This is a genomic window from Streptomyces sp. NPDC050121, assembly GCF_044460385.1.
Lineage (GTDB): Bacteria > Actinomycetota > Actinomycetes > Streptomycetales > Streptomycetaceae > Streptomyces > Streptomyces soliscabiei.
The window spans coordinates 151,803-161,838 of the sequence record NZ_JBITJV010000023.1 but is presented as its reverse complement, the minus strand read 5'-3'; the positions used below and the strand labels follow the sequence as shown (position 1 = coordinate 161,838).

Here is a 10,036-nt window from a genome sequence, read left to right as displayed (position 1 = left end):
TCCGCGTACTGGGCGTACGCGGACGATCCCGACAACGCGGCGAGGCGCCGTGCCAGGCGTCGCGGGCCAGACGGGACTTTCGAAACACGCCCTAGGAACGGTCGCCGTCCAGTACTCGTGTGACGGAGCTGTACGTGACGCCGTGGTCGGCGAGGATCTCCGACGGGGCCCCGCGGCGGGCGGTCAGGGCGAGCAGGAGGTGCTCGTCGCCGATGGACCGTTCGCGGCGGCCCACGGCGATGCGCAGCGTGTCGGTGAGCAGGTCCTTGGCCCCGCGGTCGAAGGGCCGTCGATTCAGGAAGCGTCCGCCGGGAACTGCGCCGCCGTCGGCGGCCAGCGCCCCCTCCCCGTGCGCCTCCTCGACCCGCGAGACGATCTCCGTGACGTCGATGCCCAGCCCCGAGAGGGCGTCCGCGTCGGCGCGGGAGAGACCGCCCCGGCGGCGGACCTCGCCCAGATCCCGTACGACGCCCTCGCGCCGGCCCGGCGGCAGCCCGAGCGAGGCCAGCGCGAACGAGCCTCGGCTGCCCTCATGGTCGAGCAGCGCGAGCAGCACATGCCCCTCCTCGACCCGCTCCGCCCCGGCCCGCTCGGCATGCGTCACCGCCGCCTGCACCACGGCCCGGGCGTCCTTCGTGAACCGCTCGAACATCACTGCCTCCCGTATTTCTTGTGCACGGCCTGTCTGCTGACCCCGAGTTCCGCGGCGATCTCCTGCCAGGACCAGCCCTGATTGCGCGCACTGCGCACCTGCACCGCCTCCAACTGCTCCAGCAGTCGGCGCAGTGCGGCGACGGCACGCAGGCCGACCCGTGGATCGCGGTCGCCGGCCCGCTCGGCGAGATCCGTTGCTTCGGTCATGATGTCAACTTACATTGACATGAGAGCCATGTCAACCACAGTTGACAAGAACGGCATGCGAAAGGCGGGCCCGGATCCCCGGGCCCGCCTCAAAGCAGACGGACAAGCAGACGGACAAGCAGACAGACAGGCAGGCGGATAGGCCTGCGGAGAGGCCGTCAGCCGTGGGTGAGCACGATCTTTCCGAAGTGGTCGCCGGACGCGAGCCGTTCGAAGCCCTCGCGAGCCCGGTCGAGCGGCAGCACCTCGTCGATGACGGGGCGGACACCGGTGGCGGCGCAGAACGCGAGCAGATCCTCCAGCTCGTCCTTGGTGCCCATGGTGGAGCCGACGATCTTCAGCTCCAGGAAGAAGATCCGGGTGAGCTCGGCATGCGAGGGCCGGTCACCGCTGGTGGCGCCGGAGATGACGAGCGTGCCGCCGGGCCGCAGCGACTTCACCGAGTGCGACCAGGTGGCCGCGCCGACGGTCTCGATGACGGCGTCCACCCGCTGCGGCAGCCGCGCACCGGGCTCCACCGCCTCGACGGCGCCGAGTTCCAGCGCCCGCTTCCGCTTGGCCTCGTCCCTGCTGGTGGCGAAGACCCGCAGCCCGGCGGCCTTGCCGAGGACGATCGCCGCGGTGGCGACACCGCCGCCGGCGCCCTGGACGAGCACGGAGTCGCCGGGTCGCACCCCCGCGTTGGTGAACAGCATCCGGTACGCCGTCAGCCAGGCCGTGGGCAGACAGGCGGCCTCCTCGAAGGAGAGCTCCTTGGGCTTGGGCAGGATGTTCCAGGTCGGCACGGCGACCTGCTCGGCGAAGGTGCCCTGGTAGCGCTCGGTGAGGATGGACCGGGGTTCCTTGGGCCCGACCCCGTGCCCGGTCTGCCCGATCACGGAGTGCAGGACGACCTCGTTGCCGTCCTCGTCGATCCCGGCGGCGTCACAGCCGAGGATCATCGGCAGCCGGTCCTCCGGGAGGCCGACGCCTCGAAGCGACCAGAGATCGTGATGGTTGAGGGAGGCGGCCCGGACCTGGACGGTGCTCCAGCCCGGCCGGACCACGGGGGCCGGGAGCTCCCCCAACTCCAGTCCGGAAAGCGGCTGATCGCGGTCGATGCGGGCGGCGTAGGCGGCGAACATGCAGCCGACGATAGGCCGCGGGCGGGGTCGGCGAAACCGGACGCCGCTGTGAGACATGCCCTCTTGCGAAGTCGGCCGGTCCGGGCGCTCTCCTCGCGGGCCGGTCACGGCAGCCACCCGAAGGGGCAGGTGGAGCGCGGAAGTGGCCCCGCCCGGACGGACGGGGCCATTCACAGCCGCATCAGCGGCGAGCGACGCCCTCGGCACGAGCCGCGGCGGCGACCGCCGCGGTCACCGCGGGGGCGACCCGCTCGTCGAACGGCGACGGAATCACGTAGTCCGCCGCGAGATCGTCCCCGACGACCCCGGCCAGCGCCTCCGCCGCCGCGAGCTTCATGCCCTCGGTGATCCGCGACGCCCGCACCTGCAGCGCCCCGGCGAAGATCCCCGGGAACGCCAGCACGTTGTTGATCTGGTTGGGGAAGTCCGACCGCCCGGTGGCGACGACCGCCGCGTACTTGTGGGCGACGTCCGGATGCACCTCGGGGTTCGGGTTGGCCATCGCGAAGACGAACGCACCCTCGGCCATCGAAGCCACCGCCGCCTCCGGGACCGTACCGCCGGAGACGCCGATGAAGACGTCGGCGCCGGCCAGCGCGTCCTCCAGCGACCCGCTCAGCCCGGCCTTGTTGGTGAAGGAGGCCAGCTCGCGCTTGACGTCGGTGAGGTCCTCCCGGTCCGCCGAGACGAGGCCCTTGCGGTCGGCGACCGCGACGTCCCCGATGCCGGCCTCGACCAGCATCCTGGCGATGGCGACACCGGCCGCGCCGGCGCCCGAGATGACGGCCCGCAGCTCACCGATGCCCCGCCCGCTCAGCCGTGCGGCGTTGCGCAGCGCGGCCAGCGTCACGATCGCCGTGCCGTGCTGGTCGTCGTGGAAGACCGGGATGTCGAGCGCGTCCTGGAGCCGGCGCTCGATCTCGAAGCACCGCGGCGCCGAGATGTCCTCCAGGTTCACTCCGCCGAACGAGGGAGCGAGCCGCACCACGGTCTCGATGATCTCGTCCACGCCCGTGCAGGCGAGCGCGATCGGAACCGCGTCCACCCCGCCGAACTGCTTGAAGAGGATGGCCTTGCCCTCCATGACCGGAAGGGAGGCCTCCGGACCGATGTCCCCGAGCCCGAGGACGGCCGTGCCGTCGGTCACGACGGCGACGACGGACGACTTCCAGGTGTAGTCGTTCACCAGTTCCGGCTGCTCCGCGATCGCGGTGCACACGCGCGCGACGCCGGGCGTGTAGGCGAGGGACAGGTCGTCCTTGTCACGGACGGGGACGGTGGCCTGCACGGCCATCTTCCCGCCACGGTGCAGCGCGAACACCGGGTCGAACGAGTCGAGGGGCTCCGCACCACCCTCCTGGCCCGCTCGGTCGGCGCTCTCGCTGCGAGGATTGACGATCTCCGCTGCCACTGTGTCTTACCCCTTAGATGTTCATGGTGTTTGAGGGTGGCCACTCCTGATTGAGAAGTGGGCGGGCATCGCACAGGGCCCACGAGGTGATGCGTACGGGCGCCTGCGCGTCGGGCGCGCCGCACACGCGCCCTGAGCCCCGGATGAGGGGTGTAAAAAACCTTCTTACCGGACGGAGACCACGGCCGACGAGTCCATTCCGTGCAAGGTCACATCCCTCGCTCTGTTGACCTTCGACAGTGGTCACCACGAGTGACATGGTGAGCGACACGGCGAGCAACACGCGAGTGACATGATTCATGCCACAGGGACCACACCCAAACGATCACATGACGAGATGAACCGAAGATCTTTCGGCCGGAACGGGAGATTCCCGCAGATGGTCCGGCTCCGTCCGGTCGTGATGTACCGGAGTGATGCGGTTCGGGGGTCGCCCGTTATCCGATTTTGACATGGGTGGCCCCCTGATTGCCGCCGTCCGAATGGCAAGATGCGGTAATCACACGAGGTCGCGACACCCAAAGGTGTGTGTTCTCGTCGACCCATCGGCTTTTGTCGACCCATCGGCATCTCCATCCATCCGCCGGAGGAACCCACCATGACCGCAAGCTCCACCCGTCGCACGACCGCCGCGCGCACCCGCCTGGCAGCGGTCGGATCCCTCGCGGTCGCGGGCGCCTTGCTGCTCACCGCTTGCGGCGACCAGACCAATGGCGGCGGCAGCAGCAACACCTCGGAGTCGAGCAGCAGCAGCGCGGCCCCCCTCTTCTCGAAGCTCCCGGCCGGCATCCAGAAGGCGGGCGTCATCAAGGTCGGCACCAACGCCGAGTACGCCCCGATGGAGTCCGTCGAGGCCGGCAAGATCGTGGGCGTCGACCCCGACATCGCCGCCGCGCTCAGCAAGCAGCTCGGCGTCGAGTTCAAGTTCACCTCGGGCGCCTTCGACGGCCTGATCACGGCCGTCAACACCGGCCGCTACGACATCGCCATGTCGTCGATCACGGACAACAAGCAGCGCCAGGAAGGCCTGGACGACAAGGGCAAGAAGCTGGGCGAGGGCGTCGACTTCGTCGACTACTTCACCGCCGGCACCGCCATCTACGTCAAGAAGGGGAACCCGAAGGGCATCAAGTCCATCGAGGACCTCTGCGGCCAGACGGTGGCCGTGCAGCGCGGCACCACGTACGAAGAGGCCCTGCAGACGCAGGCCAAGGCCTGCACGACCGGCGGCAAGGCGGCCCTCAAGATCGAGTCGTTCGACAACGACACCGAGGCCCAGACCCGCGTGAAGTCCGGCGGCGCCGTGGCCGGCGTCAACGACTACCCGGTCGCGGTCGACCTGGCCCGCAAGGCCGACGGCGGCAACAGCTTCGAGGTCGTCGGCGAGCAGTACGAGGCCGCTCCGTTCGGCATCGTCGTCGACAAGAAGAACACCCAGCTGCGCGACGCCCTCAAGGAGGCCGTCGACGCGATCATCAAGGACGGCTCGTACCAGAAGGTGCTGGAGAAGTGGGGCGCCCAGAGCGGCGCGATCAAGGCTGCCGCGGTCAACGGCGGCAAGTGATCCACCCGCACCTCCTGAAGCCTTTGAAGGGCAGTCCCCATGACTGACAAGCTCCAGAAGTCCTCCGAGGGCGCGCCACCCGAGGACACCCCGCCGGTCTCGAAGGAGTCGGCGTTCTCCGGTCCTCCGGAGGCCATCAAGGCGATCCCGGTACGCCACTACGGCCGCTGGGTCAGCGCCGTGATCGTCGTCGCGCTGCTCGCGCTGCTCGTCAACGCGTTCGCGAACGGCGACATCCAGTGGCACGCGGTGTCCGACAGTCTGTTCGACTCGACGGTCGTCGCGGGCGCCGGCCGCACCCTGCTGATCAGCATCCTGGCCATGCTGCTCGGCGTGGTCCTGGGCGTCCTCCTCGCCGTGATGCGCCTGTCGAAGAACCCGGTGACCAGCACCATCGCGTGGCTGTACATCTGGTTCTTCCGCGGCACGCCGGTGTACGTGCAGCTGCTGATGTGGTTCAACCTGGCGCTGATCTTCCCCGTGCTGAATCTCGGTCCGATCTACAAGGACGAGATGGTGGACGTCATGACGCCGTTCATGGCAGCCCTGCTGGGCCTCGGCCTGAACGAGGCCGCCTACATGGCCGAGATCTGCCGGGCCGGCCTGCTGGCCGTCGACGAGGGTCAGACGGAGGCCGCGCACGCGCTCGGCATGAGCCACGGCAAGACGCTGCGCCGGATCGTCATCCCGCAGGCGATGCGGGTGATCGTGCCGCCGACCGGCAACGAGTTCATCAACATGCTGAAGACCTCGTCGCTGGTGTACGTCGTCACGTACAACGAGCTGTTGCGCTCGACCTCGGTGATCGGCTCGTCGTCGTACGCCGTGATGGAGCTGCTCTTCGTCGCCTCGATCTGGTACCTGGTCATGACCAGCATCTTCAGCGTCTTCCAGTACTACCTGGAGCGCTACTACGCCCGCGGTTCCAGCCGCAGCCTCCCGCCCACGGTCTTCCAGAAGATCAGGGCGAACCTGTTCGGATCCTCGAGGAGGACGGCATGACCGCGATGGTGAAGGCGGAGGGCGTCCACAAGTCCTTCGGCCTGGTCGAGGTCCTCAAGGGCATCGACCTGGAGGTCAAGAACGGCGAGGTGTTCTGCCTCATCGGCCCGTCCGGCTCCGGCAAGAGCACGTTCCTCAGGTGCATCAACCACCTTGAGAAGATCAACGCCGGCCGTCTCTACGTGGACGGGGACCTGGTGGGCTACCGCCAGAAGGGCGACAAGCTGTACGAGCTCAAGGACAGCGAGGTCGCGCTGAAGCGCCGGGACATCGGCATGGTGTTCCAGCGGTTCAACCTGTTCCCGCACATGACGGCGGCGGAGAACGTCATCGAGGCCCCGGTCCAGGTCAAGGGCGTCAGCAAGGCCCAGGCCAGGGAGCGGGCGCGGGAGCTCCTGGACCGCGTCGGCCTCGCCGACAAGGCCGGGAACTACCCCTCGCAGCTCTCCGGCGGCCAGCAGCAGCGCGTCGCCATCGCCCGGGCGCTGGCCATGGACCCGAAGCTGATGCTGTTCGACGAGCCGACCTCGGCCCTCGACCCGGAGCTGGTCGGCGACGTCCTCGACGTCATGCGCGACCTCGCCGAGTCCGGTATGACGATGGTCGTCGTCACCCATGAGATGGGCTTCGCCCGCGAGGTCGGCGACAGCCTGGTCTTCATGGACGGCGGCGTGGTCGTCGAGTCCGGCAACCCGCGCGAGGTCCTGACCAACCCGCAGCACGAGCGGACGCAGGCGTTCCTGTCCAAGGTGCTGTAGCGCGCACGACGGCGAAAGGGGCGGTACGGGATTCCCGTACCGCCCCTTTCAGCGCCGGGCGCCCGGCCGGGGGCCCGGGGCGGCCGCCCGCAGGTCGGTCACTTCAGCGCGAGCAACAGCGTGTCCGAAGGGGACGCCCACACCGGGCGGGCCTCCCCGAAGCCCTGCGCGAGCAGCACGCGCGCGTGCCATGCCGCCGAGGGCATGTCCCCGTCGGCGTGTTCGCCGTAGATCTCGAAGCGGCGGGCGGTCGGCGCGGCGAGGACCGGGTCCTGGGCGGCGAGCTGCCACCATTCGGCCCAGTCCGGGACCCCGCCCGCTTTGGCCTGATCCATACGGGCGTGACGCTGGGCGCGCTCCGCCGCGTTGATCCGGGGCGTCGTGTCGTCGATCATGTGGTCCGCGTTCATGAAGACACCGCCGTCGCGGACGAGTTCCGCGACCTGACCGTAGAGGGCCGCGAGGGGTTCGCTGTGCAGCCAGTGCAGGGCCGTGGCGGTCAGGACGGCGTCGTAGGAGTCGTACGGCAGGCGGGCCGGCCAGTCCGGGTCCTTGAGGTCGGCCGTCACGAAGGTGACGCGGTCGTCCCCCGCGAAGGTGCCCTCGGCGATGGTGAGGAGCGCCGGGTCGAGATCGAGGCCGGTGCTGGTGGCCTCGGGGAGGCGGGCGAGCAGCCGGGCGGTGATGGTGCCGGTGCCGCAGGCGAGGTCGAGGACGCGCGGGGCGGGTCCGACGAGCGCCTCCACCAGGTCGAGCATGATCCGGAAGCGTTCCTCGCGGTCGGGCATGTACCACTCCTGCTGGCGGTCCCAGCTCCGCTGCCAGGCCTCCCAGTCGGTGCCGGTCGTGGTCGTCTGCGCGTCCGTCATCGCAACCCTCCGCCGCATGTCACGTAATACCCTGGAAGCACGAACGGCCGTTACTCCGCCCGCACCCCGACCATAGAGCGCCACCGTAAGGACTACAAGTGGAACTGGCCTATTACTCGGACTACGCCGTGCGCCTCGTCAACAGCGAGGAGCCGGCCCGGGGCAAGGACGCCCTGACCTCGGTCGAGGCCGTCCGCGCCCTCTTCGGCGGCAACCAGTCGGCGGCCCGCCGGGCCACCGACGCCGACGTCACCCGGTTCCGCTCGGTCCGGGGCCGGCTGCGCGCGGTCTTCGAGGCGGCCGACGGCGGCGACGAGACCCTCGCGGTGGACCTGCTGAACTCCCTCCTCCTGGAGTTCCCGGTGAGCCCCCAGATCTCCGGCCACGACTTCCGCGACGACGACGGCAGGCCGCTGTGGCACATGCACCTGGCCGACCACCCGTCGAACGCGACGGCGGGCTACGCGGCCATCGCGGCGATGGGCCTGGCGTTCCACCTCACGGAGTACGGCGTCGACCGTCTGGGTCTGTGCGAGGCGGCCCCCTGCCGCAACGCCTACCTCGACACCTCCACCAACCGCTCCCGGCGCTACTGCTCCGACCGCTGCGCGACCCGCGCCAACGTGGCCGCCTACCGCGCCCGCAAGCGCCTGGAGGCGGACCGGACGGCCGTCACGGGCCTGGCCGCCGACAGCGCCCAGCGCACCAGCGCCAGCGGCGAGCGCCGGCCCGACTTCAGCGGGCGGTAGCGCAGCCGCACCTTGCCGAGGATCAGTTCGTCGGGCACGGTCCCGTAGTCGGTGCTGTCCCCTCCGGCGTACGCGTTGTCCCCGAGCACCCACCACCCCCCGTCCCGTCGCTCGACGGCCCGCTTGACCACCAGCAGGTCCTGCTGGAAGGGATGCCGCAGCACGACGACGTCACCGGCGCGCACCCTGGCCCCGTACTGCACCACCAGCTGGTCCCCGTGGTAGAGCGTGGGCACCATGGACGGCCCGGTCACCTCGGCCACCCCGAAGGACGCGACCGCCCTCCCCTGCTCGGTCTCCTGCGACAGCTCCGGCATCGCCGGCACCTCCCCGGTCCGTTCCTCCACCAGTCCCAGTCTGACCCCGGACTTTTGTCCTAAGCCCATGGGGGCACCCGCCAAAAGCCGTCCCTCAGGGAGTAATGTCCCACCTGAGAAGACGATCACGAGGAAGGAATGCTCCATGCTTTCCCGCCTGTTTGCCCCCAAGGTCAAGGTCAGCGCACACTGCGACCTGCCCTGCGGTGTGTATGACCCGGCCCAGGCCCGCATCGAGGCGGAGTCGGTGAAGGCCGTCCAGGAAAAGATGGCCGCCAACGACGACCCGCACTTCCAGGCGCGCGCCACCGTCATCAAGGAGCAGCGTGCCGAGCTCGCGAAGCACCACGTCTCCGTGCTGTGGAGCGACTACTTCAAGCCCCCGCACTTCGAGAAGTACCCCCAGCTGCACGAGCTCGTCAACGACACCCTGAAGGCCCTGTCGGCCGCCAAGGGCTCGACGGACCCGAAGACCGGTGAGAAGGCCCTGGAGCTCATCGCCGAGATCGACAAGATCTTCTGGGAGACCAAGAAGGCCTGAGGCACGCTCCTGTGCTCCGATCCGCGGCCGGTGCACCACCGCGGCCCGGGAAAGCCTCCAGAAGGGGCCGGTCCGCAACACGACCGGCCCCTTTCGGCGTTCGGCGGCCCACAAGTCAGCCAGCGGTCACACCCCGATGAAGCTCACCGTTTCTGTCAGGTCCGCCCGCCCCGTACGCGGCCGCGGCACGCCTTCCTTCTCGAACCCCACTGCGACACCGCAGAACAGCACGAGCCCGTCATCGGCTCCGACCAGTTGACTGACCGTCTTGCGGTACATCGTCCACATCACCTGGGGGCAGCTGTGCAACCCTTCCGCCCTCAGCAACAGCATGACCGTCTGCAGGTACATCCCCGCGTCCCCCCACTGCCCGGGCCCCATCGTCCGGTCGAGGTAGCAGAACAGCACGACCGGTGCCCCGAACGCCTCCGAGTTCAAGGCGGCGATCTTTGTGGGCCTGTCGCGGTCGTCGCGCTCGACCCCCAGCGCCTTGTACCGCTGGGCCGCCGCGGCGGAAAAGCGGTCAAGGTACGGCGAGGTCAGTTCGGCCGGGTACATCGGGTACTCCCGCTCATCACCCGGCTCACCCACGAGTGCCCTGGCCGTCGCGCGCCTCTTCAGTTCGGCCAAGGGCTCGCCGACCACGACGTACACATGCCACGGCTGGAGGTTCCCGCTCGACGGAGCCCGCGTCGCTGCGGCCAGCACTCGTTCGAGTACCGCTTTGGGTACCGGCTCATCGCTGAACGCCCGCACGGCCCGGCGACTGTCCACGGCTTCGTACACATCCACGTCTTCTCGCCCTCTCACCCTGTTGAGGCTCCTTGCAGTGCTGGTGCC

The 10,036-nt window shown here is 69.3% G+C and carries 12 protein-coding genes; 5 read left to right on the top strand and 7 right to left on the bottom strand.

The window, feature by feature from the left end:
* Window positions 1–91: 91 nt before the first annotated feature.
* From ACIBTS_RS30845 to ACIBTS_RS30830, 4 genes are all read right to left on the bottom strand, one after another.
* A complete protein-coding gene (locus tag ACIBTS_RS30845) occupies window positions 92–652 on the bottom strand; it encodes a Clp protease N-terminal domain-containing protein (protein ID WP_399323662.1) in 561 nt (186 codons plus the stop codon).
* Window positions 652–861 carry a helix-turn-helix domain-containing protein gene (locus tag ACIBTS_RS30840; RefSeq protein ID WP_018571396.1) on the bottom strand — a complete coding sequence of 70 codons (210 nt, stop codon included), beginning with the start codon at window positions 859–861 and terminating at the stop codon, window positions 652–654. Before ACIBTS_RS30840 ends, ACIBTS_RS30845 begins: the two co-directional genes overlap by 1 nt.
* A 158-nt stretch (window positions 862–1,019) precedes the next feature.
* A complete protein-coding gene (locus tag ACIBTS_RS30835; protein ID WP_399323660.1) occupies window positions 1,020–1,985 on the bottom strand; it encodes a zinc-binding dehydrogenase in 966 nt (321 codons plus the stop codon).
* A 181-nt stretch (window positions 1,986–2,166) separates the two neighbouring features.
* Window positions 2,167–3,396: an NADP-dependent malic enzyme gene (locus ACIBTS_RS30830; protein WP_319345765.1), complete on the bottom strand. Its 1,230-nt coding sequence runs from the start codon at window positions 3,394–3,396 to the stop codon at window positions 2,167–2,169.
* A gap of 598 nt (window positions 3,397–3,994) precedes the next feature.
* On the opposite strand from ACIBTS_RS30830, the gene ACIBTS_RS30825 reads away from it, so the two are divergent.
* From ACIBTS_RS30825 to ACIBTS_RS30815, 3 genes are read left to right on the top strand one after another with little or no spacing between them, the layout of a single operon-like run.
* On the top strand, window positions 3,995–4,960 hold the full coding sequence (locus ACIBTS_RS30825) for an ABC transporter substrate-binding protein (protein ID WP_399323658.1): 966 nt from the start codon (window positions 3,995–3,997) through the stop codon (window positions 4,958–4,960).
* A gap of 39 nt (window positions 4,961–4,999) precedes the next feature.
* Window positions 5,000–5,962: an amino acid ABC transporter permease gene (locus ACIBTS_RS30820; RefSeq protein WP_079659707.1), complete on the top strand. Its 963-nt coding sequence runs from the start codon at window positions 5,000–5,002 to the stop codon at window positions 5,960–5,962.
* On the top strand, window positions 5,959–6,720 hold the full coding sequence (locus ACIBTS_RS30815; RefSeq protein WP_079659709.1) for an amino acid ABC transporter ATP-binding protein: 762 nt from the start codon (window positions 5,959–5,961) through the stop codon (window positions 6,718–6,720). Before ACIBTS_RS30820 ends, ACIBTS_RS30815 begins: the two co-directional genes overlap by 4 nt.
* A gap of 98 nt (window positions 6,721–6,818) precedes the next feature.
* Here ACIBTS_RS30815 and ACIBTS_RS30810 read toward each other — a convergent pair whose 3' ends face one another.
* Window positions 6,819–7,589 (bottom strand): class I SAM-dependent methyltransferase, encoded by a 771-nt coding sequence (locus ACIBTS_RS30810; protein ID WP_399323655.1) that lies wholly within the window; start codon window positions 7,587–7,589, stop codon window positions 6,819–6,821.
* Between the two features lie 98 nt (window positions 7,590–7,687).
* Here ACIBTS_RS30810 and ACIBTS_RS30805 point away from each other — a divergent pair, with 98 nt between their 5' ends.
* Entirely contained in the window at window positions 7,688–8,338 is a 651-nt protein-coding gene (locus ACIBTS_RS30805) for an ABATE domain-containing protein (RefSeq protein WP_079659712.1), read from the top strand.
* Here the strand turns inward: ACIBTS_RS30805 and sodX are convergent.
* A complete protein-coding gene (gene sodX, locus ACIBTS_RS30800; RefSeq protein ID WP_319345864.1) occupies window positions 8,221–8,655 on the bottom strand; it encodes a nickel-type superoxide dismutase maturation protease in 435 nt (144 codons plus the stop codon). The genes ACIBTS_RS30805 and sodX overlap by 118 nt on opposite strands.
* A 145-nt stretch (window positions 8,656–8,800) precedes the next feature.
* On the opposite strand from sodX, the gene sodN reads away from it, so the two are divergent.
* The gene (gene sodN, locus ACIBTS_RS30795) at window positions 8,801–9,196 is read left to right on the top strand and encodes a superoxide dismutase, Ni (RefSeq protein ID WP_079664782.1); all 396 of its coding nucleotides are present in this window, start codon (window positions 8,801–8,803) and stop codon (window positions 9,194–9,196) included.
* A gap of 126 nt (window positions 9,197–9,322) precedes the next feature.
* Here the strand turns inward: sodN and ACIBTS_RS30790 are convergent, their stop codons facing one another.
* Complete coding sequence (locus ACIBTS_RS30790) at window positions 9,323–9,988, bottom strand: nitroreductase (protein WP_399323676.1); 666 nt, start codon at window positions 9,986–9,988, stop codon at window positions 9,323–9,325.
* Window positions 9,989–10,036 lie beyond the last annotated feature (48 nt).

Bases quoted from the DNA above. Each gene is read 5' to 3' on its own strand.
- ACIBTS_RS30820 (WP_079659707.1), top strand. From the start codon at position 5,000: ATGACTGACAAGCTCCAGAAGTCCTCCGAGGGCGCGCCACCCGAGGAC.
- ACIBTS_RS30840 (WP_018571396.1), bottom strand. From the start codon at position 861: ATGACCGAAGCAACGGATCTCGCCGAGCGGGCCGGCGACCGCGATCCA.
- sodX (WP_319345864.1), bottom strand. From the start codon at position 8,655: ATGCCGGAGCTGTCGCAGGAGACCGAGCAGGGGAGGGCGGTCGCGTCC.
- ACIBTS_RS30835 (WP_399323660.1), bottom strand. From the start codon at position 1,985: ATGTTCGCCGCCTACGCCGCCCGCATCGACCGCGATCAGCCGCTTTCC.
- ACIBTS_RS30825 (WP_399323658.1), top strand. From the start codon at position 3,995: ATGACCGCAAGCTCCACCCGTCGCACGACCGCCGCGCGCACCCGCCTG.
- ACIBTS_RS30845 (WP_399323662.1), bottom strand. From the start codon at position 652: ATGTTCGAGCGGTTCACGAAGGACGCCCGGGCCGTGGTGCAGGCGGCG.
- sodN (WP_079664782.1), top strand. From the start codon at position 8,801: ATGCTTTCCCGCCTGTTTGCCCCCAAGGTCAAGGTCAGCGCACACTGC.
- ACIBTS_RS30815 (WP_079659709.1), top strand. From the start codon at position 5,959: ATGACCGCGATGGTGAAGGCGGAGGGCGTCCACAAGTCCTTCGGCCTG.
- ACIBTS_RS30810 (WP_399323655.1), bottom strand. From the start codon at position 7,589: ATGACGGACGCGCAGACGACCACGACCGGCACCGACTGGGAGGCCTGG.